The 25,891-nt window shown below is 62.1% G+C and carries 16 protein-coding genes; 12 read left to right on the plus strand and 4 right to left on the minus strand.

Annotated features, from left to right (window positions below; genetic code table 11):
* Window positions 1–901: 901 nt before the first annotated feature.
* The 8 genes from dpdE to dpdD are packed head-to-tail and all read left to right on the plus strand — an operon-like array spanning window position 902 to window position 18,581.
* Window positions 902–4,159, plus strand: coding sequence for a protein DpdE (gene dpdE / locus EV650_RS27505; RefSeq protein WP_166678208.1), 3,258 nt, complete (start codon window positions 902–904; stop codon window positions 4,157–4,159).
* A gap of 24 nt (window positions 4,160–4,183) precedes the next feature.
* Window positions 4,184–6,763, plus strand: coding sequence for a protein DpdF (gene dpdF / locus EV650_RS27510; protein WP_134121870.1), 2,580 nt, complete (start codon window positions 4,184–4,186; stop codon window positions 6,761–6,763).
* Window positions 6,764–7,684, plus strand: a complete 921-nt coding sequence (gene dpdG / locus EV650_RS27515) for a protein DpdG (RefSeq protein WP_134121871.1) — start codon at window positions 6,764–6,766, stop codon at window positions 7,682–7,684.
* A complete protein-coding gene (gene dpdH, locus EV650_RS27520; RefSeq protein ID WP_134121872.1) occupies window positions 7,681–10,707 on the plus strand; it encodes a protein DpdH in 3,027 nt (1,008 codons plus the stop codon). The genes dpdG and dpdH overlap by 4 nt, the downstream gene beginning before the upstream one ends.
* A complete protein-coding gene (locus EV650_RS27525; protein WP_134121873.1) occupies window positions 10,704–11,414 on the plus strand; it encodes a hypothetical protein in 711 nt (236 codons plus the stop codon). The genes dpdH and EV650_RS27525 overlap by 4 nt, the downstream gene beginning before the upstream one ends.
* The gene (dpdJ, locus tag EV650_RS27530; RefSeq protein WP_134121874.1) at window positions 11,411–15,907 is read left to right on the plus strand and encodes a protein DpdJ; all 4,497 of its coding nucleotides are present in this window, start codon (window positions 11,411–11,413) and stop codon (window positions 15,905–15,907) included. Before EV650_RS27525 ends, dpdJ begins: the two co-directional genes overlap by 4 nt.
* Window positions 15,904–16,413: a phospholipase D-like domain-containing protein DpdK gene (gene dpdK / locus EV650_RS27535; protein ID WP_134121875.1), complete on the plus strand. Its 510-nt coding sequence runs from the start codon at window positions 15,904–15,906 to the stop codon at window positions 16,411–16,413. The genes dpdJ and dpdK overlap by 4 nt, the downstream gene beginning before the upstream one ends.
* Window positions 16,410–18,581 (plus strand): protein DpdD, encoded by a 2,172-nt coding sequence (dpdD, locus tag EV650_RS27540; protein ID WP_134121876.1) that lies wholly within the window; start codon window positions 16,410–16,412, stop codon window positions 18,579–18,581. The genes dpdK and dpdD overlap by 4 nt, the downstream gene beginning before the upstream one ends.
* Here the strand turns inward: dpdD and folE2 are convergent.
* The 4 genes from folE2 to queC are packed head-to-tail and all read right to left on the minus strand — an operon-like array spanning window position 18,578 to window position 21,098.
* On the minus strand, window positions 18,578–19,399 hold the full coding sequence (gene folE2 / locus EV650_RS27545; RefSeq protein ID WP_134121877.1) for a GTP cyclohydrolase FolE2: 822 nt from the start codon (window positions 19,397–19,399) through the stop codon (window positions 18,578–18,580). The two genes, dpdD and folE2, sit on opposite strands and share 4 nt — an antisense overlap.
* A gap of 3 nt (window positions 19,400–19,402) precedes the next feature.
* Window positions 19,403–19,771 (minus strand): 6-carboxytetrahydropterin synthase QueD, encoded by a 369-nt coding sequence (gene queD, locus EV650_RS27550; protein WP_134121878.1) that lies wholly within the window; start codon window positions 19,769–19,771, stop codon window positions 19,403–19,405.
* The gene (gene queE / locus EV650_RS27555; RefSeq protein WP_134122716.1) at window positions 19,768–20,403 is read right to left on the minus strand and encodes a 7-carboxy-7-deazaguanine synthase; all 636 of its coding nucleotides are present in this window, start codon (window positions 20,401–20,403) and stop codon (window positions 19,768–19,770) included. The genes queD and queE overlap by 4 nt, the downstream gene beginning before the upstream one ends.
* On the minus strand, window positions 20,400–21,098 hold the full coding sequence (gene queC / locus EV650_RS27560) for a 7-cyano-7-deazaguanine synthase QueC (RefSeq protein ID WP_134121879.1): 699 nt from the start codon (window positions 21,096–21,098) through the stop codon (window positions 20,400–20,402). The genes queE and queC overlap by 4 nt, the downstream gene beginning before the upstream one ends.
* A gap of 254 nt (window positions 21,099–21,352) precedes the next feature.
* Between queC and EV650_RS27565 the strand changes: the two genes are divergently transcribed.
* From EV650_RS27565 to dbpB (EV650_RS27580), 4 genes are read left to right on the plus strand one after another with little or no spacing between them, the layout of a single operon-like run.
* Window positions 21,353–22,072 (plus strand): hypothetical protein, encoded by a 720-nt coding sequence (locus EV650_RS27565; protein ID WP_134121880.1) that lies wholly within the window; start codon window positions 21,353–21,355, stop codon window positions 22,070–22,072.
* Window positions 22,069–23,205 carry a DGQHR domain-containing protein DpdB gene (gene dbpB, locus EV650_RS27570; protein WP_134121881.1) on the plus strand — a complete coding sequence of 379 codons (1,137 nt, stop codon included), beginning with the start codon at window positions 22,069–22,071 and terminating at the stop codon, window positions 23,203–23,205. The genes EV650_RS27565 and dbpB (EV650_RS27570) overlap by 4 nt, the downstream gene beginning before the upstream one ends.
* On the plus strand, window positions 23,202–24,434 hold the full coding sequence (dpdA, locus tag EV650_RS27575; RefSeq protein WP_134121882.1) for a tRNA-guanine transglycosylase DpdA: 1,233 nt from the start codon (window positions 23,202–23,204) through the stop codon (window positions 24,432–24,434). The genes dbpB (EV650_RS27570) and dpdA overlap by 4 nt, the downstream gene beginning before the upstream one ends.
* Window positions 24,427–25,530, plus strand: a complete 1,104-nt coding sequence (dbpB, locus tag EV650_RS27580) for a DGQHR domain-containing protein DpdB (RefSeq protein ID WP_134121883.1) — start codon at window positions 24,427–24,429, stop codon at window positions 25,528–25,530. Before dpdA ends, dbpB (EV650_RS27580) begins: the two co-directional genes overlap by 8 nt.
* Window positions 25,531–25,891: the final 361 nt, after the last annotated feature.

Below are 25,891 nucleotides of genomic sequence, written 5' to 3' on the forward strand. Positions count from 1 at the left end.
CCATGAGGACCACGGGGTCGGTGTCCTCAAGCACGTTCATCGCGCCGGCGCTCTGGCCGATATTCGCGGTGTCTACTGCCGCGTCCCCGCAGGTGGCGGCGGGAGGCCGGGAAGTGATGCGGGACAATCTGACTGAGCATGCACGATCGAGACGGCTGAGGTGGCGACAGTGCAGCATGCAACGAGGATCGGTTGGCTCGGCCCGGCTCGCGACCGCCTGGCGCGGGTGCCTAGCCATGTCGCGTGTGAGAAGACCCGGCACCAGTTGACTGGTTCGCAACGACCGGAGTAGTTGGCTCCGCTGAGCTTATGCCGTGCATTCAGCACGACTCCGTCGTCTATGTGCAGCGCGGGTTGCTCTGCCGCAACGCGGTCGAGTAGTTGGCGATCGACGGCGATGCGATCCCGTTGCGCTCGTCCGGCACTGTCGCACAACTGTCACTGGGCAGCTAAAGGCCCGGACGGATCTGTATTGGTCCCAACGTCAGACGTGTAACGCTTAGCGGCTAGCAGCGATATCCAAGGTGTTGCTGGCGGTCCGGGGGCGATCCGTCGGGGGGATGCGCAGCCAGGGGGATGGTGCAACTTTGCATTCAGGCGTAACGAGGCGTCGGTGTGACTGTGTGGAGCAGTCATGCGATGCGCCCGACCGGACACGCCAAGCCTCCCTGACTTCGCACCGATTCATGGATAGGCTGAGCGGAGCTGTGTCTTGATTGGGGTTCCATTGACCGACCGCGTGCGTTGCCCTGTCTGCAACTCACCCATGGTCATGCAGTTCGCATCTCGGGGACGGAATGTCGGCAAGGAGTTTTGGGGCTGCTCGCAGTATCCACGCTGCCGAGGCTCCCGCGACGCCACTGGCGACGTGTCACAGCCGCGGCAGCCGCCGAAGAATCGTGTGGCCACTTCTGCCGCATCGGGACGCGCTCGCGGGAGATCGCTGAGTCGCGGCGATCTGCTGATCTCCTCCGAGAACACATTCGGAGCCGGCAAGTTGGTTGCTCGTGACGGCGAGAACCTCGTGCTCGAGTACTTCGATGCCCCCGGTCAGGATCCGTCCGCCCGATATCAGGAGTCTGTGAGTCGTCGCAGTCTCACCCGACTGACGCTCAGCCCAGAACTTCGAGTGTTCTGGATCGACCAACAAGACCGCTGGCGTTCTGGTCGGATCATTGAATCCAACGAGCACAACGACATCTATGTCCGCGGTCACGAGTGGGAGGGCTTCGTCCCAGAGAAAAAACTCTTCGTCCGCTGGGATAGGCCGCTGTCCGATCCGGTCGGTTTTGGCGAGGTCGGTCTCCTGGAGTCTCCCCTCCTCGCCGACATGCGGTTGCCATTCCTGCAGGGCATCCTCCGGCAACGCTCGGCCGTCCACGGCATGCGAGCGGTGCTCTCGAGTTGCATCGAGTTGCACGAACACCAGGTCGAGACGGCGTGGCGAGTCCTGCAAGACCCTGTCCAGCGCTACTTGCTTGCGGACGAAGTCGGCTTGGGCAAGACCATCGAGTCTGGCATCGTTGTCCGCCAGCAACTGCTGGACAAGCCCAGCCTGCGCGTGCAACTCATCCTCCCGCCATTCCTTGTCGAGCAGTGGAAGCGCGAGTTGACCCAGAAGTTCCGTATCCACGACTTCAACCGAGCTCAGATCCGGTTTTCGCGGGACGATGAGCCGCAGCAGTGGGAGCCGGCCGATCTCCTGATCGTGGATGAGGCACACAACCTGGCCCGGATGGCTGGCAGCGACGATCCCGCCCTTGCAGCGCGGTTCGCGCGCCTAGCTGAGGTTGCGGGCGCCACGCCACGCCTGTTGATGCTGTCTGCGACACCAGCGCTTCACAACGAAGACGCGTTCCTAGCGATGTTGAAGTTGTTGGACCCGGCCGTCTATTCCGAGACAACAGCGGCGGACCTGCGGGGGCGCCTAGAGGCCCGCGCCAGCATTGGCCGCATCTTCCTCGGCCTGCAACCGGGTCTTCCGAGTAGCCTCCTGAACGCGCGACTCGCCGAGATCGAAGCCGAGTTCCCTGGAGACGAGGAACTCGCTGCGATTGTGGCCAGAACCGGCGAGGCGATCCGCGCAAAAAACAAGGATGCAGTTGTCCTCGAGATCCAGGCCCTGCGCAACCATGTGGCCGAGGTTTACCGGGTCCACCGGCGGATGCTCCGCACTCGACGGACCGCAGCGCTGGAAGGCTCATACCGTGTCGGCGGGCGACGTGCACCGGAGGTACTCGCCTTGCACTCCACAGCCGACCAGGACGCGACAGAGGTCATTGACCGGTGGCGAGAGGAGGCCCTGGCTGCCGCGGAGGGCGACCGCGAGGCACTCCGCGCAACCGGTCGCGCGTTGGCCCAGGCCGTGTCATTTACGCTGGACCCGGAGGCTCTGCGGGACTGGGCAGCCGAGCGGGCGTCGACTCGTGTTGATGAGGAAGAACGCGCAGCGTTGGCGCGGGTCATCCGGGACCTCGCCTTCGTGTCGCGTCGCGACACCGTCAGCCGTCCGATAGCCGACGCGATGAGCTATCTGTTCAAGGCCAACGAACGTGTCGTCATCTTCGGCCCGACTACAGCGTCGGCGGCGGAGATCGCCGACGAACTCGAGGAGTTGCTCGGCAGCAAATCTGTCTTCCGCCACCTCGCCAGCGACCCTCCTGACCAGGCAGAGCGAGCGTTGCGCCGATTCGAGCAGATCCGCACCGCCGCCGTATTAGTCGCAGATTCGTCGGCCGAGGAAGGCCGCAACCTCCAGTTCGCCAACTTGCTGGTGCACGTTGGCTTGCCTGCCGAGGCAAACCGCCTTGAGCAGCGCATCGGACGTTGTGACCGTTGGGCCGCAAAGGGCACCTCTCCGTGGCGCTCGTACTTGATCGCAGGAGAGACCGACAACTCGTTCGCCGGCGCCTGGCGGCGGATCTTGACCGACGGCTTTGGCATCTTCGACGCCTCTGTCGCGAGCCTGCAGCAGGCGGTCGACGAAGCGACCAACGAGGCTTGGCGGATCTTGCTGGAGCAGGGGGCAATTGGCGCCGACGAAGCGATCACCAGGGTTCAGGAAATGCTTAGCCGAGAGATTGGGCATGTGCGGGAACAGGACGCGCTCGACAGCCTCGAGACAACTGCAGATGAGCGGTCCGTCTACGCTCGGATGATGGACGTCGAATCCGTCGCCGATGAGTTTGCCGACCGTACCGACAAACTGTTATCCGCCAAGCGGGTGCCAGGCAATTTGCGCTTTGACCCAATCGGCAATCCGATGGGGGGCCTCGGTGGGTACGAAATCCTTGGCCGCTTGCCGGGCAAGCAAGCGCAGATCCCGCTGATCCCTGCCTGGCGCCTGCTACGCGACTTCATGCCGCTCAAGGGGCACCAGGGAACGTTCTCCCGGTCGATCGCGATCGAGAAGGACGACGTCCATCTCTACCGGTACGGCGATCAGTTCATTGACGCAGTCAGCGACTTCCTCTGGCACGACGACCGCGGCCGAGCGTTCGGCATGTGGCGGTGGTTGCCCGACTGGCGGCGTGACGACACTCCTGTCTACCGGTTCGATTATGCCGTCGAGGCCAAGCCCCTCGAGGTTCCGAAGGCGTCCGATCCGCGTCGCGAACTCGCGAAGGTCAGCCTGGGGATGGATCAGTTGTCCATTGCACGCCGCGCCGACGGGATGTTGCCGCCGATCATCGTGACGGTCTGGATGAGCGCGGACGCGACGGAGCTCACCACAAAGGTCCACCTCGAAGCGCTCTCGGCGCCGTACGTGAAGCCGCACCCTGCCGTGGAAGGCGGCGACTATGCGCTCAACCGGACCCGCATCGAGCGTGCCTACGAGTTGATCTCCATTTCGGACTGGCGGAGTTCCTGGCGGAATGCCGAAGCCGCTGCCCAGCGCCTAGTCCGGGGGCGTGAGGACATCCGCGATGCCGTTGCACGTGCGTCAGCCATAGCGTCCAGCGACGCGACGACACGCCTGACGCAGTTGCGACTCCGCGCGGCGCGCAGTTCAGGCGCGGAACTGGCGACCCTCGAGCAGGACATCTATCGCGAAGAGGTCGTGGCTGGCGCCTTGGCTGCGGCAATAGAGACCCCTACATTGCGGCTGGATAGCACTGGCCTGGTCGTCCTCTCTGGCCGTTCAATCGGGCAGGACTGACTAGTGACTGATCAGTGGGACTTGATGACAACTCTGCTCGCTGGCGGCGCTGGAGACCGATCACTGCTGACAGGGCCGTACCGACGGTTGGTTGATGCATGGCTGTCCGACGAAGCCGGCCCGGCAATCGCCGGCGATGTGGCCGCTTTGATCGGACAAATCCTGCGCCACCGGCGCGGCTCTACGGGCCACGGGAACCACAATCTTCGCCTGCGCCTCACCGAACGCGGAATCCCGATTGAGCATTTCGCTCAAGCGCACCTGGCGACGGAAAGATTCGGACTGCAAGAGCACCGAGTCTCACTGGGCGCGGACTGGGCCCCCGGTTGGCTCCTGGGCGATCACCGCTGGATAGACCTGGCCTGCACCAGTCCGAGCCCATACGTCGGGCCGGAGGCAACGGTCTCCACCTTCGCACGTCCGGACATGGCGGTTCCGGTCGACCCCGCTGTCGCTGCGATCGCAGGCATCGACGCGTATCGATCGCGCAGCCAAGCCAGCGCCATCCGCGCAGCCGCTCTGGCGGACCCCGAATCGACGTTGCACGTCGTACTCCCGACCGGCACCGGGAAGTCTCTTGTCGGCATCACCCCGGGACTCCTCGCCGACAAGAGCGTAACCGTTGTCGTCGTGCCGACCATCGCTCTTGCCATGGACCAGGAGAGACAGATTCGCAGGCGATTTCCCGGTCAGAGCCTTCCCGCCGAACTCGCGTATTACGGCGACCGACACGAGCACGACAGGGACGCGATTAAGGAGCGACTGCGGAACGGATCGCAGAAGGTTCTTCTCACATCGCCCGAGGCGTTGGTCACGAGCCTGGCCCAATCGCTGCGCCACCTGGCATCTCGCGGCGCACTTGGCCATCTGGTCATCGACGAAGCCCACTTGATCCGTTCCTGGGGACTGAGTTTCCGGCCGGACTTCCAATTGGTCGCCTCTTTGGTCGGCGAACTTCGAGATATCGCGCGGGCGCAAGCCGTCACACCGCCTCGCGTCGTACTATTGACGGCCACGCTGTCGAAGCAGGGATTGTTGCTGAACGATGAACTGTTCGCCGGCGCAAAGGGTTCGATCTTCGTCGGGTCGACATTCCTGCGAACGGAGTTACGCTACCTCGTCGCACCACCGACATCAGCCGAGGAGCGGATCAACCGGGTTGTCGACGCGATGCGCCACCTGCCGAGACCGGCGATCGTGTATACGACGAAAAAAGAGCCAGCCGATGAGATCGCAGCGCGACTGCGCGAGGCCGGGTTCGCGCGGACCGCAGTCTTCCACGGCGACGTAACGTCTGGGGAACGTCTGGACATCCTGCAAGGTTGGTCCGGCGATGACGGGCCAACCACCTACGACATTGTGGTCGGGAATAGCGCGTTCGGACTCGGCGTCGACCAACCTGACGTCCGAACTGTTCTGCACGCCTGCGTACCGGCCTCAGTCGACCGGTTCTATCAGGAGGTCGGGAGAGGAGGGCGCGACGGCCACTCCGCGGTGTCTGTCTGGCTTCCGACCACCACGGACGGGCAAGAAGGACGCGCCATCGAGAACGCCACGATCCTCGGCGATGGGAAAGGCTGGGGTCGCTGGGAGGCGATGAGAGATGCTCGAGTCGGGGACGATCCCGGCAGGCGTTGGATGGTGTTGGATACTGGCACCATTCCCCCGTGGCTCACCTATCGATCGGACAAGAACCAACTTTGGAACCGGAACACGCTGGTGTTGATGCAGCGCGCAGGATTGCTCGACCTAATTGAAACCTCGCCCCCGACGCTGGTGCGAGGTCCGGACGAACCCGCTGACATCTGGCAGGCACGCAACGAGGCGGCGTGGAAGAAGTACGTGCGGTTGGCGACCATCCAGGTCCGCCCTGGTGTGAACAACCTCGACGAGTCCGCTGTCACGAAAGCCTTCGAACGCGTCCGAACCGAGGTCCGTGATTCCGAGGCGGACTCGATGGATCGTCTGGACCGCATGTTCGCCCTTACCGAGTGTTGGGGCAGTATCCTCAGCGAGGAGTACGAGTACCAGGACGTCGGGCCGATGCACGCACACCAGGTGGTCTCTGCCGCGTGTTCGGGTTGTCCGTCCACCGAGCATGTGCCGGAGCCGTCTTACCGCGCGGCTCAGCCGGTCGTGGCGGAAGCAGCGTTGCCCAACCTGCATCGTCAGGTCAGCCCAACGCTCGCCGCGTTAGCACACGGGCAGCGAACGCTCGTGGTGACCTACCCCGAAGGCGGCCTCCGTGTGCACCTCGATGACCTCGTGCAGCGCTGCGTGTCCCACGGCGTTAGAGGAGTGCTCGCAAGCCCGAGTCTGGTCGCGCTCCCCGCCGTAACCGGTGCGGCGCGTTTCGCGGAGGAAGGCCTGGTAGCAGTCGACCCGATCCTCCCTCTCGGTCCAGCCGTTCATTTCGCGGTGCCGAGTCTGATACTCCTGGATCCAACGGACAAGCCGCGCTTGAGTTGGCTCGCCGGTTCCTCAGGAGCGCTTCGGATACTGGCGCTTCCGAACAGCACTATTGATCCCCAGTACCCGGACCAACTCGTCAAGAACATTCGTGTGCCGCACTGGTCGTTGCCCGACTTCCTCAGGAGCCTCTGAATGGCCGTCCTCAACCCACCTCGAGTCCTGCCCGGTCTGGGCCGAGCGATCGTCAACTATCTCTTGGATGCCCGCCGGACGCCAACTGAGGATGAACTGGTCGCGGCGTTCAAGCCAGAGGGGCTGAATCCCGGAGCGGACGCGGCCTCCGGTCTCAGGAACACCATTTCGGCACTACGAGCGATCAATATCCTCGAAGAGGATGCCGACGGCGCCCTTCGGATCGGGCCGAAGGTGGAGACCTTCAATACTCCATATACCACGCGACAGTTCCGCCGTGTGCTTCAGGATCGTGTGTTTGCCATCGACCAAAGCGGTGATCTGTGGGCGACACAGGCGGGTGAGCGACACACCAGTGGGGCTCGGGATTTGCATCGCGCACTCACCTGGGTGCTCGCTCAGGATGCGCTGGGCCGGCCGTTGGCATGGACCGACAATGTGCAGGCCATGCAGGCAGATCAATTCAAGACCAGGAACAACGAGGCTTGGGCAATCACGAACGATACCCGTTGGCTCGCGACCGTCCGCTGGATCCTCGCTCTCGGGTTGGCGACGACGTCCGTTGTCAAGGACAAGAACGGGATCGTGCCACTTCCTGTTATCGCTGTCGACGACGCCCTCGATGATTTCCCCAACGAGCGGCTGGCCATCCACGATTTACTAGCCCGACTCGGCAGAGCGATCCCGGTCCTGCATGGAGGATCGATCCGCAGCAGTATGGTTGCGCGCCTTGGCGGCGACCCCGATGCCGGGATCAAGGCCGAATGCGCCGATAGTTCCATTGGGCAAGCGCTACGTATCCTCGAAGACCGAGGGCGCCTGGCTTTTGAAGCCCTGCCCGACGCTGACGGCATCCGACTATCGCGTTTCGATAATGCTCGTCAGACTCACGTCATCATCAAGGCAGGAGGAAAGAAGTGAGTTGGCGCGGCGGCATCCTTCCAGCAACGTGCTGGAACTCGAATGAGGCCACGGACATCATTCCGGTCGAGGCAGAGAGCACATCGGCCGGGGTATTTCTCGCGACACACAGCACTATCCCGATCATGCAACGCGCGCAGGTAGGCAACGCAACCAGTGGGAAGGTCGTCGACGAACGAGCCTTGCTCAAAGCGGTCCAGGATCAGCCCGACGACCAGCCGATCATCCCGATTCTTGGCAAGTCAGGTACTGGAAAGTCCCACCTGGTCCGTTGGTTACGCGCGAACCTAGAAGCCAAGGACTCCACGCGCGTTATCTTTGTTCCGAAACACAGGGTGTCGCTGCGCGGGATTCTCGAACTCATCCTGGAACATGCGACTGGCGAGAAGGCAGACGAACTCCGTGCCAAAGTGGCCACCGCCGCTGAGGCTGCAGCGGATGAGAAGACTGCCCAATTAAAGTTGCGCGGGGCCCTCGCGGTGAACATCGAGACCCGCAGCGCCCGTAACAAGGGTTCTGCTGAAGAGATCGAGAACCGTGCGTACCTGGCCTCCGCCCAGGGCCTCCCGGCCCTGTTCGGCGATGAGGTGTTCCGTGGTCGCTTGCTCACAGAGAAAGGCCCGATCGCTCGTCTCGTTCGGGAGAAGTTGAACGGCAAAGGAACGGAGGACAAGGAAGATGCCTTTGGCTTCAGTGCCGAGGACCTGAACCTCTCTGTCGATGACGTCAAGAAGGCGGGCGCCGCTGCCCAGCAAGTAACTGGTGCGCTCACCAGTGACCTGGGGTTTCGCGAACTTGCCGCGACGATGATCAACGAACAGTTGGGACCGTCGGTCAGCGAGGTTTTCGGCGTCGGTGGCGACGACCTCAAGCAGATCCTGACGGACGTCCGTGCAGAACTGAACAAACAGGGATTGGAACTGCTCGTCCTCATCGAGGACTTCTCGATCTTCCAAGGCATCCAGGGTGGGCTCATCGATGCAATAACACTGATCTCGACCGTTACGCAGAAACTCTGCCCGATGCGAGTAGTGATGGCAGTAACCACAGGCTACTTCATTAACCAGATGCCCGAGACGGTGTTCACGCGCACCTACCGGGTCTTTGACCTCGACCTCCCGGACGGTGCCGCCACTGGCTTCAGTCCTGCTGGCTTCGCCGCGCGCTACCTCAACGCCGTTCGAATGGGCGCCACCGCACTTGACGCTGCCCACGACCGGAAGGATGAACTCACCAATGCCTGCGAGCAATGCCCGGTGAATTCCCGGTGTCACGCGGCGTTTGGGGAGGCTGACGGCTTCGGTCTCTTCCCGTTCAACACGGCCTCTCTGGAGCGGGCAATCAAGAGCCAGTCAAGCAACGGGTCGTTCGTTGCGCGTGATGTCTTGACTCGGGTGGTGCGTCCGGTCCTACATCGCGACCAGGCGGAGATTGACGCGGGCCGGTTCCCGAGCGACGGGTTCGCAACCGAATTCAAATCCGGCGCGGACGACCAACTCGTCAACATCGAGGACCAGGTGAGGTTGCGGACTCCGGGCGACACTGAACTCAGCGAGCGCCGGGTGCGTCTGGTGCGTTTCTGGGGCTCAGGTCGCGGTGCCGAGAACCTCGACCCAACTATTCACGAAGCCTTCGGAATCCCGCAGATCGACGGGTTGGAAGACTTCCCCTCGGATGATGAACAACAAGAGCACATAATAGCCCCTGAACCGGTGGACGACCGGCCTACTGAGCAGGCGGCAACAGTAGATCCGCCGTTGGTGAAGGCTGTCGACCGATGGCGGACGACCGAGGAGCTTGATCAGCGCGATCGGAACCTGCTTCGCAATATCGTTCACAACGCCGTGCAGTCGCGGTTGATGTTCGAAGACGGTCTCGGCGGTGATTCACTGTGGCGGGGAGGCAAGGAACTCGCGCCCACCTTCGAGGGCAATTCGGTCGAGTTCAGCCAAGCCAAACATGCCGGCACTGTCCTACCTATTGACCGGACGAACGACGACGACGTCCGCGCGCTCCGTGCGCTCGCTTGGGTAAACGGACTCGGGTCCTGGGGTGACGTTCCGGACGGCGAGAGGTTGCAGCGCCTCGTCGAAGCGCGGATGCAGGTTTGGACCGAACGAGTGACTCACGTTCTTCTTCCGCCGGTTCTGGCTGAGGACGACCCTGAACTAGTGCGTCTGGCGCACACACTGCTGGCAATCGCCAAGTCGCTCGGCATCGGTGACGCCTATAAGCCGGACGCGACTAGTCGAATCCGAGCGCTGTTCGCACCGCCCCCAGTTCGTCCGGATCCTGAACTCCGGCCCCACCTTGCTTCGATGCAGTCGTACGTCGCTTCAGACACCACCAGTCGCCTGAACCGTTACCAACTGCAGCAGCGATTGCTCCGACGCGCGTCCTACAGCCAGGGTGTCGGCAAGCCACTCGCATTGGATCTCGCCAAGTTGAGTCGGGCGGTCCGGGATGCGCACGCCGATGTTGAATGGCCCTCTTCGATACCGGAACTCGTCGTCAAGTCCGTCGGGATAATTACGACCCGACTGGACGAGATTGACGTGCTCCGCACGGAGGCCATGGCCTTGGTGCCGGATCTCTCAGATCTCGGCGGCGACATCGCTCAAGTTTCCGCCGAGTTGGTTACCTTGGTTATTGAGCGCGCTAACGATGCCGCGCTCCCCGAGGGCATCAACGTGGCAGAGTTGCAGGCTGCAGCAAGAGTTGTGAAGACAGGAGACCAGAAAGTCGTAGAGACAATCCGGAGCGAACTCAACAACTGGAGCGGCCTGACCGCGGACCAGCGGATGAAGTTGGTAACCGGAGATTGGGACGGTAGCGCCCGCCGGGTCAAGGTTTGGCTCGCGCTGGCCGAACGCGCAGTCGACTTGCTGGCCAATAGCCTGGGGAAGTCGGCAGCATGCGACGCCCAGCACGAATACGCTCACGCTCAGCAGAAGTTGTTCGAGGATCTGACAACCATGGCTGATTCTCTCGGAGCGGTGCCTGCAAGGGAGGAGACCGAGTGAGCCTGCGCAGCAGGATCCGGGATCTGCGTACTTCTGCAGACGTTGCCAACAACGAACACCAGGTGCGGGTGCGAGCCGGACAGTTGTCTGAGCTCAGCGACCGACTCGCCGTCCCTGCGCAAGAGTTTCCGGCGCTGATGGTGGGGCTGACCGAGGTGTCGCAGTTGAATGTTGAGATTCCGCCAAGCCTGGAACAGGAGGCTGGCCAAGTGGCTGACAGACTTCGCTCAATCGCTGCCGAACTCCCCGAGATGGCGATTGACGCGAACCTGGACTTCGCTAGGGCACAGGTCCGTAATGCGGGAAAGTTCGCAGCCGATGTGCGTGCCTTCGTCGCCGACAGTTGGCGCCGACATGTCACCCAAGCGCCGCCCCCGATCGACCGAGATCTTGTCGATGCATTGGCCGAAGGCGGTGTCGACGTCGAATCGATTCGGGCAACTCTGGAGCACGCGCAGGGACAACTCCTGGCGATCACCAACCGCACCATCCCATTGAAGGGTGACGTCGAGAAATTTCGTGCCGCGTTCGAGTCAGTGCGCGCCTGCGGGGATCAGATCGGCAACGTCGTCGATCCGGACATTGCTGAGGGGATTGTCGGTGCTCAGGATGCGGCCGGCGTGCCGTTGGCCTGGTTCACCCCAGGGCGAGTTGAGGCTTTGTCCGAATTGGGGATCGTCGACCGGTTCCGGGTCCGGTTGCAATGAATCCTACGCTGCTTACCCGCGTCCTCGATCGACTTGAGTCGCTCGAGGACCCACTCTTGTGCTGGGGCGTCGTCGACGGGGGCTTCAGCGACGACGAACTCCGCGAAGTGATCGAGCGGGAGTTGACGGAAAGCCGCGAGTGGGAACTGGACGCGGAGGCCGTCATCGAGGCGATGAAGGCACGAGCGCTCCTAATCTACGACCCGAACACGGCACCACCGCGATGGCGCACGCGCAACGGCGAGACGATCCGACTTGTTGCGCGGCTGCGACAGATCTTCCTGGACAAGTCCTGGCAGGACGGCACCAACCTGATCTCGGACTTCCGCTATGCGCGGCGCCCACGCTTCTACCCTAAGCGTGATCAGCCGTGGGACACCTTGTTCGACGATCTCTCCGGCATTGCTGACGTCCAGCGCAGTGTCATCGACGTGATGACCCTGCGCGATGGGAAACATGATGACCTGAGTGGCTTCCAGGTCCGAGCCACCCGGCAGATCCTTACTGGCCTACAGTCGCAGGTGACCACCGCGACCGTCGTCGGGGCCGGTACGGGTAGCGGGAAGACGAACGCGTTCTATCTCCCAGCCTTCAGCTACCTCGCTGGGATCGAGGACTCCTCCGCCTGGACTAGGGCTCTCGCCGTCTATCCGCGGATCGAACTACTGAAGGACCAACTCGACACTGCCTTTGCGCATGCCCGTCGCCTCGACGGCCTCTGGCAGAGCCTGCACGGACGCCCGATGTCCATCGGGGCCCTTTACGGGAGCACACCGGCCAATGCCGGCAACGCCAAGGCAGCGTACACGGGCTGGGGTAAACGATCCAACGGAATGGTCTCCCCGCAGTTGCGTTGTCCGGGTGACGGATACCAGCGTTGCGGTGGCGAGTTGATCTGGCCATTCGCGGACATCGACAGGGAGGTCGAGCGCCTCGTCTGCAACACCTGTCGCCGCGAGTTCGACCAGAGTCAGGTGGTGCTGACCCGGAAGCGCATGCAGAACAACCCGCCGGACTTGCTCTTCGTCACCACCGAGATGCTCAACCGCGGACTGTCTGATCTGCAGCTCCGCCGTCCACTCGGCATCGATGTCGCTCAGGCTATGAAGCCACGCATGATGCTGCTGGACGAGATCCACACCTACGACGGCACAACAGGTGCGCAAGCCGCCATGGTGCTCCGGCGCTGGCATCACAGCGTCCAGGCGCCGGTCACTTTCGTCGGCTTGTCCGCGACGCTCTCGAACCCAGTTCGCCATATGGCTGACCTCACCGGTGTGGCCGATGACCTCGTGACCAGTATCGCCCCGGAGCCAGAGGAGTTGGAGTACGAAGGCGCTGAGTACCTGCTAGCGCTTCGTAGTGACCCGACGAGTGGGGCATCGGTGTTGTCAACGACAATCCAGACCTCAATGCTGCTTCCGCGGACCCAGGACGTACCTGGGGCGCGCATCTCCCAAGGTATTTTCGGTACGAAAGCGTTCGTGTTTACTGACGACCTCGACGTCACCAACCGACTGTTTTACTACCTACTCGACGCCGAGGGGCAGCGCTACGTCGAGCGTAGGACCAAGTCTGTGAAGCCGCCGCTCGCCTCGAAGCGTGCGCTGGAACCAGGGGATGACGCGACTACGCAACGCCGAGCAGGCCAGGTTTGGGACTTGCCGGTCACAATCGGGCACAGGTTCAACCGGAAGGGCGACGGCCTCAACGTTAGTCGGACGACGTCGCAGGACTCTGGAGTCGAGATTGACAGCCAGTTGATCGTTGCCACCGCATCGCTGGAGGTTGGCTTCGACGACCCTGACGTCGGCGTCGTGATTCAGCATAAGGCCCCTCGCGGGGTGGCTCCGTTCCTGCAGCGAAAAGGCCGTGCCGGCCGAAAGCGAACCATGAGGCCGTACACCGCCGTCGTCCTATCCGATTACGGGCGGGACCGCGCGACTTACGAGGCGTGGGATAGTCTCTTCGATCCGGTGCTGCCCGATCTCGTGTTGCCGATCCGCAACCGCGCTGTACTGCGCATGCAGGCAACAATCGCGATGGTGGACTGGCTCACGGCCCAGTTACAGATGCAGGACGTCCCGCCTTCGACCAAGACCTGGGGTGCCCTCGCCAAGCAACCGGCGGCGAATTTCGCCAAACCTGGTCGTGAGACGCAACTCAAGGCTGCCGCGATCCTGAATTCGGTGCTCCGTGACCCGGGTCGCCAACGTAGCTTACGGACGTGGGTCCAGAATGCTTTGCGGCTCTCCGACGCTGAGGTGAATGAGATCCTGTGGCACCCACCTCGGCCTCTGCTGCTCGCTGCGGTGCCCACCCTCAAGCGTCGTCTTCAGCACAACTGGGCGGTTGCAAGCGCAGGTTCGCTCGACGAGTTCCGTGATCTGAGCGGCGACAACCCACTGCCGGACTTCTTTCCAATGAATCTCTTCAGCGAACTCTCACTTCCGGAGAGTTACGTGAGCGCCCCTCCGCAGTTGCAATGGGAGACCGACCGCGAACTGCACGCTATGGGCCTCGGCCAGATGCTGCGTGAGTATGCTCCAGGACGAGTGTCCCGTCGGTTTGCTACGCGCAACCCCGAGCACCGGCATTGGATCCGGGTCCCGCTGGGTCAGAGCGATGTGAGCATCGAGTTGAGTGAGATTCTGCCGATCTATGGCATCGAGGGGCCGAGCACCATCGCGATCGACGGCGAGCCAGTGGTGACAACCGTTGTCCGTCCCGACCAGATCCTGGTTGAACACCCGCCGCCATTTGTCAAAGACTCATCTAACGCGACCATGCTCTGGGGCTCGCAACTTCTCGAGACCGGTCCCGGTCTGGTGGTTCGCGTTCCGACTGCCGATCCGATCGGCCGCTTCATCTCCGAGATGCGCTTCTTTTTGCACGGCCAGAGCGCACACATCAACGTTCACCGGGCAGCGGTGGGTTCCGATGCTACGGTCGTATTGGAGAACGGAACCGAAGAACGGGTGCACGCTCGGTTCTCGCTTCACGGCGAGCCGGTCGCTCTCGGCTCGACCTATGACGTTGACGGTCTGCGCATTCGGGTGGACCTTCCCGGCCAGATCGAAACTCCAGCGGAGGTCCTGCCTGGCCTGCGCAGTGCGTGGTTCAAGCACGTGCTGATGACCGATGCCGAACTGCTCGCGACGTTGAATACATTCCGGATCGACTGGTTGCATCAGTGTCTCGAGGCGATGCTGTTGACAACGGCTGTGCGGGACAAGTGCACGGTCGCTGAAGCCTATGCTTCGATACACGGATCGTTTGCGACTCGACTAAACGAGACCCTAGACGCGATGTTCCGAAGTTCCAGTGTTCTCGAGTCCGAATCTAAAGCCGTGACGAACATGGGCAAGCGCCTTAGGGACGCATTTGCCGACCCGTCGGTGGCCACACGACTCGACGTGCTTGCATCGCAGTTCTGGTCGCCAGAGCCTGAGCGCTTCAACGAGTGGCTACGTGAACGAACCATGTCCACCATGGGCCACGCCGCACTGGCCGCCGCGAGGCAGATCTGTCCCGAGCACGACCCCGAGGGCATCGTCGTCGACATTGAGCCGGGATTCGACGCAGAAGGAGTCCCGCGAACCGGAGAGATCTGGCTAACCGAATCCTCGGCCGGCGGAGGTGGTTTTATCGAGGCGCTGGCAGCGCGGGTGCGTCCGGATCCGCGCCGGTTCCTCCGCTTGGTCATGCGGGCAACCCAGCCCAGCATGTACGAGTTGGTCGACACGCACCTGCGGCGCGTGATCCGCTTGATCAACGACGACTCGACGTGGGGTCAACTTGTCAGCGAATTCCGTTCGGCCACCGACCAGGCCAGCCGGGTCAAGACCCTCAACGGGATTCGGGATGGGCTCCGCAAAGCGGGGATCTACGGCGCGGAACAGTCCGTGATCTCTTCGCTCTCAAACAGGGTGCTGCGCCCCGGGTCGAGCGCCGCCACGGACCACGCGCTCGGAGCGCTGATTCAGGAGTGGCGCGAGGAGGAAGAGCGGCTGGGCGTCGAGATCCCGCCGCGCACCTGGGCCTACCTGATGCGGGCGAGGGCCGACCTCGATCCCGGACTCGTACTTGTTGCGGGCGCCACCGAGCGCCAACGAATGGACGCGATCCAGAGTCTGCTCTGGCCGCGCGGCTGGCAGTTGCGCGCCGAGGAATTGCACGCCTGGAACCCGTTCGCGGAAAACCTCCCGGCAGCACCCGATCTTCTCCGCTCCATCACCGCCGCTGGCGAGCCGCCGATGGCATTGTCCAACGACATCGCCGTGACCCTACGCGCCGTCCTCGCCGAACGAGGATCCGCACAAATAATGGCCACCCCCGACCAGGCTGTAGCGTTGGCCAACCTGCTAGTCGACCTCAGCATCGAGCCTGTGGTGACGGAATACCTGAGCGTCCATCCACGGGTGGTTGAGATTGATCACCAGGCCAACGGCAACGTCGTCGTAGCTCTCGAACTTGCCGAGGTTTCAGCATGAGGCGCATCACGACGACCGGCCTCGGGCACACTCGAGTCCTTAACGACTTGCTACAGAATCTCTTCATCACCGAACTGCTAGTGCCCTCCGGTCAACTGTGGGTGCTTTCCCCGTGGATCTCCGACATCGACGTCATCGATAACACGGCCGGACAGTTCAAGACGGTTCTACCGGGGTTGCCGGCTCGGCACATTCGGTTCACGGAGGTGCTCGTCGAACTAGCCAGGCGGGGTTCCGACGTACGGGTCGTGACTCGTGACGCTGAGAGCAACACGGCGGTGTGGCAGCGACTCGAGGATCGCAGCGGGCTGAGCGCAAGGCCGGTCGTCAAGATCAGGCCTAACCTGCACGACAAGGGAATCGTTGGTGATCGCTTCCACATCCAGGGATCGATGAACTTCACTTTCCACGGTCAGGCCGTGAACGACGAGGGTGTCACGTTGACCTCCGACCCCCACGAGATCGCTAGCGCGCGGATCGCTTACAACGCGAAGTATCAGGTGTGATCGACGTGGTGACCGACGACTTCTTCGAGGCGGGCAACCTCATCAATCCGGTTGAACTGCCGCCTGAGCACGAATCCTCGATCGAGAAGTGGCTTGATGCGATCAAGCACGGCCAAGTCGGTTTCCTGCCGCGTAAGACGCCTCAGGGCCTGTACTGGTATGCCTTCGCGCCGACGATTCGCGAGAAGAAGGAATTGCTCGTCCTACTCGACGCCTGGGTCGGGCCGACGTTCAGCGATCTTCCGCGAAGTCGCGGACGGTTGTATCCCGCAGATCCGTTTGATGCCTTGTTGCTAGCGAGGCAGGTCCCCCCGTTGCGCTTCGAGGTGCTGCCTCGCGGAGACAGGCAATCAAGAGACCAGATCCGTAACGCTCTCTTGGTGCTATCGCGGCTCGTTTGGAACCGGCCGAGGTCGGAGTTCGACGCTCCGCGTACGACGGTCGAGGTGCTCGACGACCTCGGACATGCGATCGCGGCACAGGATCGTCCGATCGCGCTCCGATGCCTGCACGAACTGGAAGCGACTGCAGATCTCGATCAGACGAACCTGGCCTTCATGAGGTTTCGGGTGTACGAGGGCCTGGAAGACCGGCCCGCGATCTTCGCCGATCAGGATCTCGAGCACGTGCTGCTACTGCGCCGTCCAATCGGCATCACCCGAATTCTTCAGCGTGCGGTGTACGCCCGGTATCTGGAGAAAGTCGACCTAGATGGCAGCGCCGCTAATCTCCTTGAAGCCGCCGAGGCGATCCCACCATCCCTTCGAGTGCTCGCCACAGGCGCCATTAACCGCACGAGGCCGACCGTTGTTGTTGAGTTTCTCCTTGGTCTGTTGACCCAAGCGACATCGGCGACGCTCGACCGTCTAATCCAGGAAGCCGCGTTGCTCGCGTCCCCGCTAGACGCTCGTCTCCGGTCGTTGCTTCCGCCGACCTCCTCACAACCTGAATTCCTGCCAGATCCTGAGCAGGAACTGCCCTCGGCGACGACACGCGTTCACGCCCTCGTCAACGCCGGCGAATTCTCCGCTGCGATCGAGGAGTCACTCGCCGCTGAGTCGGACGTCGAACTGGCTGGTTTGATGCTCGCCTGCGCACGAGAACTGGAAGAGCCGCACCTCGCACTTAGAGTCGCGGAGCATCTGTCGGTTTCTGGCCTTCATGACACATTGGCTCAAGACGGCGCCTTGGTTCGCAGCGATCTGGCTTGGCTAGATGAGTTCGTCAGCCAACAGCGAACCCTTGGATGGCTAGCTTGGCTGACGGCTGTGGAGGCAGACCAGGCGTTGAAGATCACCGAGGCCGATCTGAACTCAACGGCAGATTGGGACCTGCTGGACCGCTCCACGGTTGCTCAGCGCCTCGCCGAGATGTCGGACGAGGCGCTCGCACGCTTCGGCGAGCACGGCGGCGCGTTCATGGCTGCACATCGGGCGTTGTTCGCGCAGGCCGACGGAGCCGATTTGTGTGAGCGTGTCCTTGCAGGCCTCGCTTTTAGCGAGAAGAGTTCGGCCGGTGTTCGAGTCCAGACTCTGACGCTCCTGGAGTACTTGGCCGCTGCCGCTCCCACCGTAGAAATACTCACCTCCGCGCTGGAGTGGACCGGCATGGTCGTTGAAGCCTCAGTCTCCGCGGTCACCGCCAGTTGGGTTGTCGATGTCCTCCAAACGGCGACGAGCAGTCCGCAAGCTCTCGCTTTGGACGCCAAACACCAGTTCTTCTTCCGGGCGCTTGAACAACTCCGACCGGTCAAGTCTGCGCTCGACCTCGCGGACCTCGAAGGACTGCGGCTCGTAGCCGACGAGTTGGCGACGTCTCTCCCTGCCGACTTCGAACTCGAGGAATCCGAGCCCGACTTGGCCGCGCAGTACCGGCACCTGGAGAACATGATGGTCGTGTTGTACTCACTGACCGAATCGGCGATCACGCGAGCCGCTCAGCTCTTGCGTCGGCTGGTCCCTGGTATCGACGTGCGGACGACCTCCGAGCATGATGGCAGCCAACAACTTGCATCGTGGAGTAGTAATGCAGACGTCTTCGTCATGGTTGCCGCCTCAGCGAAGCATGCAGCCACGGACTTCATCAAGGAGCATAGAGGTAGCAGACCTTTGATCCAGGTCAACTCACGAGGCTCCTCGTCGATCCTACGTGCGCTCGCCGAAGGTTAGCCGGGTCCAGATGGGGCCACCAACGCGCTGCCAAGTCCTCGGACTGGCCATGTAACGCCTGCCCTGGCATCGTGACTATGGATGCTCTCGAAGTTTCTAACGGAAACCCGGTGAGCGACCCCGATCTCACGGCACGCTGCTGAGAGATCACGCGCCATATCTTCGACGAACGCGGGATTGTCGTGAGCGCGCATAGTAACCGCGCGCTCGTCGATTCTCTTGATGATCGGGAAGACAGGAGTTGATCCAACTGCGCGGATCATCTCGAAGAGGCGTCTAACAGGGACGGGATACACATCGTCTGACGACCCCAATACCGTGAGCCCCACTCGGCTTCGCTGATTGTGGGCTCCGTAGTCGCTGATGGCTTTGCTGCATGGACAGAGACTTGTTACGTCGGTGCGGACCGTCGTCTCCACGAGTACATCGCCTTCATTGAACTTGGCGGACAACGAGACATCGCTGGCCTGCCATGAGGCGATGGCGGACTCGGGTGCAACTACCTCGAAGGCTATGGGTAGGGAGAGGTCGAACTGCGCACTATCGACGTCTAGCCGACTGGCCGCCGCCTTAAGTGCCGTGGGCAACTCTCGGGGGTCGAGTTGCCTGAGATACTCATGTACGAGTTCGAGCATCCGGCTCATGTGCGTGCCGCGGCGATCAGCGGGCAGACGAACCGAGACGTCAATCGATGCGATCCCGTCCTGCACCGTGCTTCCGTCAGCGAAGTGGACGGGATAGCGCACTCCGGCGACTCCGACCTCGTCGAGTTCGATGCCGCGGCGATCTGGCTCGTCTTGAATGTCTGGTAGCTGCATGGCTCAGGCTCCCCGGTACACGCATCCAGAGGTGCAGGTCTCACGGACCCGGATCTCGCTGAGGTTCGGCAACTCGGTCACGAGGCGGTCCCAGATCCACTTGGCGAGTACTTCGCTGGTCGGATTCTTCAGTCCCTCGACCTCGTTGAGGAAGTTATGGTCGAGTTGGGCTTCCAGCGGCTTGAAAGCCGCCTTGAGATCCCCGAAGTCCTGCACCCAGCCGGTATCGTCACCGACCGATCCGACGAGGTGCACCTCGACCCGGTAGGAGTGGCCGTGCAGCCGTCCGCACTTGTGACCCGTCGGCACATTCGGTAGCAGGTGTGCGGCCTCGAAGGTGAACTCGCGATAGATCTCAGCTGTGTAGGTCACGGGATTCCTAGGTACTTGTGGGTCTGTAGGCTGAGTTGCCAGCGGGGGTTCTCCATGCAGAACTTGACCGCGAGTTCGGTGTTCACCGCGAGGTCAGGTCCGTCCATCGGCTGGACTCGAAAGCTGGTGAAGTCGAGGTGCTCGAACGAGATCGGGTCGACGCCGGCCTGAGGTATGACGAACTTCAGTTCCTGGCCCCTGTGGACCACCAGTTGAGAGCCGATCTTCGGGCTCACGCACAACCAGTCGATCCCATTCGGCGGGCTGATGGTTCCGTTGGTCTCGACGGCAACGTAGAACCCGCGAGTCTTGAGGGCATCGACGGCGACGTCATCGAGTTGCAGTAGTGGCTCGCCGCCGGTGAAGACGACCATCGGCCGCCCGCCGGAGACTGATGGCCACTTTGAAGAGATGGCCTCGGCCAAGCTGTCGGCATCCCGGAACTTTCCGCCGCCTTCGCCGTCGGTGCCTACGAAGTCCGTGTCGCAGAACTTGCAGATCGCACGATCTCGGTCCTTCTCGAGTCCAGTCCATAGGTTGCAGGAACTGAATCGGCAGAACACTGCTGGTCGCCCAGCGTGAGTGCCCTCGCCTTGAAGGGTGTAGAAGATCTCCTTGACCTTGTAGGTCACGCGCCGGACTCCTGGTAACTGAGCGGATCCTCCATGCCTGCCTCCGCGAAGCCCTTCAAACGCAGCAGACATGAGTCGCAGTGCCCGCACGGGCGGCCGTCGGCGTCGGGGTCGTAGCAGGATGATGTAAGTGAGTAGTCAACGCCCAGGCGGGTGCCAACCTCGACGGTTTGCGCCTTGGTTAGCTCGATCAGGGGAGTATGAATCCTGAGGCGTTGTCCTTCAACGCCGGCCCGGGTCGCGAGGTTGGCCATCTGCTCATATGCCGCGATGTACTCAGGACGGCAATCGGGGTAGCCCGAGTAGTCAAGAGCGCTGACACCGATGAAGATGTCGGTCGAGCCGACCACTTCCGCGTACGCGAGCGCGAACGACAGGAACACTGTGTTGCGCGCAGGCACGTAGGTGATCGGGATCTCGTCGTCTGCCAGCTCGTCTGTCGCGTCGTGCTTTGGCACATCGAGCTCGGCCGTCAGCGCGGACCCGCCGAATACTCTCAGATCGATGTCGCACACGACGTGCCGCTGCACCCCAGCAGCGAGAGCAACGCGGCGAGCCGCTTCGAGTTCGACCACGTGCCGCTGACCGTATCGGAAGCTCAGGGCATAGGGTTCGTAACCTTGGTCTTTCGCCATGGCGAGGACTGTGGTCGAGTCAAGGCCCCCGCTGAGCAGGACCACTGCCTTCTGGCTCATCAGCCCACCTCTCAATCGTGTACGTTCTGGCAGATACACACTAGGATTAACTGCAACCTACAGTACCTGCAACTGGACGACAGTTTTCTTACTGAGGGGTCATGTCGCGACAGAAACTGACGATCGTAGTCACCTGCACCGATCGCAAGGTAACCGCGGCGCAGCCTGCCCTCACGGCCCGAACCCTTCCTCAGGGGACGGTGCAGGCCAGGGTCCGGGAGTGGCGCAGGCGGCTGAGCCGAGAGCAAGGGACCATGCGCCTGACCGACCTCTACTCTGGAGAGTCATGGACGCAGGTGAAGCGGCTCGTAGCGACTGCCCGTTCCACCGGCTACGCCCCGGATGTGTTTGTCGCCTCTGCTGGCGTTGGACTCCGTCGCATTGACGAACTCTCCCCGCCGTACGCCGCTACTTTTAGCGTCGGCCATGCAGACTCTGTTGCCCCCTCAGTCGACGAGGCGCGGACGTGGTGGTCCGGACTTCCCCACACCGCCACGCCAGAGGCCCTCCATCCATCGATCTGGGTGTTGTCGGAGGCGTATTCGCGAGTCCTCGCACATACGCTGACGTTGATTGAGCCTGGGGCCGTTGCAGTCGTCTTCGGTGGCTCATCTAACGTGCCCGATGAGGTACGCGTCCCCGCTGATCGTGGGCTGCGACGCGCGCTTGGCGGCACGGTCATGAGTCTCAACGTTCGTATGGCCACTCGTTGGCTAGAAATCGCGGAGGGCCAGGCGCTCGCAGGCGAGCGAACGCGCCTGGCGTGGGAGGAGTGGTCCCGCCGCGAGCGACACGCGGAGCGATACGATCGAAAGCCGCTTTCTGACGACGCTGTGCGTGAGTTCATAGCGAACCTGGCCAAACTTGAACCAGGTGTCTCAAAGACGCGCGCCCTCGGGACGCTGAGGAACTCGGGGATGGCCTGCGAGCAACGTAGGTTCGCAACGCTCTTTTCGGAGGTTGTGAAGCGATGACCGAACCGCAATGGCTGGAACGGCGCGCGCTCAAGGTCTTGCAGAGTGACGACACGCCGCTGTACCTCTTCACGCTCGCCGCTGAAGAGGTGGATCTGGTTGCAGACGTCGCACGGATCGGCCGCGACGAAGCGGGCAAGTTGATCGGCTACCAGCGGCCCGAGAAGCGGAAGCACGTCAAGCAGATCCAGGACTATCTAGACTCCGCGCATCCGTTGTTCCCGAACGGACTCATCCTTGCGTTGCCGCCTGAGGTCAAGTTCAAGTCCAGCCGCGGTCCGTCGACCAGCGACGGGCTCGCGATCTCCGGAACCCTGGAGATCCCGATCGCGTCGGACGCCGACGGGCCGAGGCCGGCGTGGATCGTTGACGGCCAACAACGCAGCCTGGCTCTCGCTCGGACAAAGAATCGCCGAATGCCGGTACCCGTCGCTGGATTCGTCACTCCAAGCCTCGAACTTCAGCGTGAGCAGTTCCTTCGGGTCAACACGGTCCAACCGCTGCCGATAGGTCTCGTTACGGAGCTTCTTCCGGAGATTGCGCGCGTACCATCCGCGCGCATGGCGACGCGACAACTGCCCTCGGCCCTTGTGGACATGCTCAATCAGGATCGCGAGTCGCCGTTTCAAGGCATCATTCGACGTGCGTCAACCACCTCCGACGACAAAAAGTCCACTTACGTGACCGATACCAGCCTCGTCGAAGCAATTCGCGAGTCGCTCGAGTCGCCGTCGGGAGTGCTGTTCCCCTATCGAAACATCGCCACAGGAACTACTGACACTCAGGGCATCCGACGTCTCCTACTGTCCTACTGGACCGCCGTACGCGAGACGTTCCCGTCGGCCTGGAACAAGCCCGCGACGCAGAGTCGACTCATGCATGGCGTCGGAATCCGCGCCATGGGACGACTGATGGACCGCGTGATGACTCACGTGCGCGACGATGATCCGCAGGCTACGCAGCGCGCGACCGATGAACTCCGACTCATTGCGTCAAGGTGTCGGTGGACTAGCGGAACGTGGGAGGATCTGGGCTTGGCTTGGGACGAACTTCAGAACACGCCTCGCCACATCAGTGCGCTGTCCAACCATCTCGTCCGGATCTACCTAGCTGAGCGGACGGGACCACGGTGAAGTTCTACTTTCCCGACAGCCAGGACCTCGTGAGCCCGACTTACGACTTCATGCGAGACGAGTACGTCGCGCATCGCGTCCGGCAACGGGATGACCGGTACGCGCATGAAGTGCTCGAGTCGGCGCCGTATCACGGGGTCTTGGTCAGTAAGTCCATCGTCGATGGTTCCATCAAGGGCGCGGGCAAGTACTCGGCAGCACAGCGTGCACGCATCTACAGGATGGGGGTCCGGCGCTTCTTTCGTCTGCCGGACACCGTTGAAACGCTGGGCGACAACGGGGCCTTCAACTACGTAGATGAGGAAGTGCCACCGGTCACGGCTGAGCAAACACTCGACTTCTACGACGAGTGCGGGTTCGATGCAGGCATCAGCACCGATCACATAATCTTCGGATATGAACCCGACGCAGGCGAGTCTGAAGTAGAACCTCAGTGGGCAGAGCGGCGACGGTTGACCCTCCGCCTCGCGGAGCAATTCATCAATGCAACTCGCGAACGGCGCACTAGCGTGCGACCAGTCGGCGCCGCACAGGGTTGGAGTCCTGCCAGTTTTGCAGACAGCGTGCATGCCCTCCAGGACATGGGATACGAGCGGATTGCGCTGGGTGGGATGGTCCCGCTCAAGACCGCCCAGATCTTGGAATGCCTCACGCAGATTTTCGACGTACTCAAGCCGGAGACAGAACTTCACTTGCTCGGGATTACGCGCGTCGACTCGATGGACAAGTTCGCTGCTCTGGGAGTCACCAGTTTCGACAGCACCTCAGCCTTCCGGCAAGCATTCATGGATGATCGAAACAACTACCACACTAAAGACCGCGCGTATGTCGCCATCAGGGTGCCTCAGGTCGACGGAAACCCAACGCTCAAACGCGCGATACTCGCTGGATCGGTCAGCCAGAGGGACGCCATGAGCGCAGAACGCGAGGCTCTGACCGCGTTGCGGTCATATGACGGATCGACGGCCACTCGAGTAGGGTGCCTGGATGCGCTCGGGGCGTACGAGTCAGTGTGTCAAACAAAGAAGTCGTACCTGACTGCCTACGAGGAGACGTTGGAAGCAGCGCCTTGGACTCGGTGTCCATGCAATCTCTGCCAGCAGCATGGAGTCGAGATTGCGATCTTTCGCGGCACCGAGCGCAACAAGCGCCGGGGCTTTCACAACATGTCAGTGCTCGCGCAGCAGATGAGTGCGTTGAAGGCCACACGAGGAGATGCTGATGGCTGATCGGTACGAGATTCGGCTTCCCGCGTTGCGGATCCGCCAGGGAGAAGAGTTCATCTACACGTTCGGGGTCGATGGCAAGCGGATCCACGACTTCACGACTGTCAGCAGAGTCCACCGCGATGACATCGACCTGCGCGGATATCAGCGCCCTGAGGTCTTGAGTCATATCCGCGCGATCCGGCGCTATCTTGAAGCAGACGGGGCGATGCTGCCGAACGCGATTGTGCTCGCCTTCGACGACCGCGTTACCTTCGAGCCGATCCGCTCGAAGAGTCCGGTGGACTACGTGGCAGTTGGTCAACTCGTGATCCCGGTTGACGAGTCGCTTCCGGAGGAAGCCAAGCCAGCTTGGCTCGTCGACGGCCAGCAACGAAGCGCGGCGATCAGAGATGCGGATTTGGCCGAGTTTCCGGTTGCTGCCGTCGGTTTCATTGCGCGCGGAGAAGCCGAACAGCGATCACAGTTCATCTTGGTCAACAACACCAAGCCGCTCCCGAAGGGGCTGATCCATGAACTCTTGCCTGACACAAAGGGCCAACTCCCGACGGCGTACGCCCGAAAGCAGTTGCCGGCGCAGGTCCTCGCGAGATTGAACTTCGGCGATCGAGCTGCCGGCGAGCCGTTCGCAGCACGAATCGCAACCCCGACCATGGCGAACGGCTACATCAAGGACAACAGCGTTCTCAAGATGGTCGAAAACAGCCTCTACGACGGTGCCCTCTACCAGTACAGGAATCCCGAGGACGGCACAGGCGACATCGACCAGATAGTGCTGCACCTGAACTACTTCTGGACCATCGTTCAGGTGACTTTTCCGGATGCTTGGGAGCTCCCTCCCACGAAGTCGAGACTCACCCACGGTGCGGGCATCCAGGCCATGGGCTATGTCATGGACGCCCTCACGGATGGCGTTCCGACGCGCAAACTGTCGGGTCTCAAGCTCGAATCGAAGGTTGCGGAACTTCGCGAGCACTGCGCATGGACGTCCGGAACATGGGACTTCGGACCGGACCAAACCCGGCGATGGAATGGCATCCAGAACACGCCCAACGACGTCCGCTTGCTGACGAGCCACCTCCTGCGCGCCGTTAGGTGATGTGGCCCGGCTCCTACCTGACCGCGCTCGGCCACGGCAAACCTCCGGTTGCCGCGGCTGCGCTACTCCCGCCGAGCCGGAGTAGAGGTCCCGCCTTTACTCAGCTCAATCGACAGAAGGCAATGACTGTGTACGGTCACGGATACGACGTCCGGCGGTGTGAATCCGCAGGTCACGGGCGGTTTCGCCAATTGATGACAAACGATGAGTGCATTCTTGTCAGAGTCCGCGGGTTGTGGGTTCGAGTCCCACGGGCCTACCAAACCGCTGGTCAGGCGCGTATCGGTGCACTGGGACCGGACCTCCAGGTCAGCTTTTACTGAGCTAATTGGCTGAGTCCGCCGCAGAGCGCCGGGGTGCC

Origin of the sequence: Kribbella kalugense (assembly GCF_004365875.1) — a bacterium.
Lineage (GTDB): Bacteria > Actinomycetota > Actinomycetes > Propionibacteriales > Kribbellaceae > Kribbella > Kribbella kalugense.

Coding starts and splice junctions, on each gene's coding strand:
- dpdF (WP_134121870.1), top strand. CDS start 4,184: ATGACAACTCTGCTCGCTGGCGGCGCTGGAGACCGATCACTGCTGACA.
- dpdG (WP_134121871.1), top strand. CDS start 6,764: ATGGCCGTCCTCAACCCACCTCGAGTCCTGCCCGGTCTGGGCCGAGCG.
- dpdJ (WP_134121874.1), top strand. CDS start 11,411: ATGAATCCTACGCTGCTTACCCGCGTCCTCGATCGACTTGAGTCGCTC.
- dpdK (WP_134121875.1), top strand. CDS start 15,904: ATGAGGCGCATCACGACGACCGGCCTCGGGCACACTCGAGTCCTTAAC.
- folE2 (WP_134121877.1), bottom strand. CDS start 19,399: ATGCAGCTACCAGACATTCAAGACGAGCCAGATCGCCGCGGCATCGAA.
- queC (WP_134121879.1), bottom strand. CDS start 21,098: ATGAGCCAGAAGGCAGTGGTCCTGCTCAGCGGGGGCCTTGACTCGACC.
- EV650_RS27565 (WP_134121880.1), top strand. CDS start 21,353: ATGCGCCTGACCGACCTCTACTCTGGAGAGTCATGGACGCAGGTGAAG.
- dbpB (WP_134121881.1), top strand. CDS start 22,069: ATGACCGAACCGCAATGGCTGGAACGGCGCGCGCTCAAGGTCTTGCAG.
- dbpB (WP_134121883.1), top strand. CDS start 24,427: ATGGCTGATCGGTACGAGATTCGGCTTCCCGCGTTGCGGATCCGCCAG.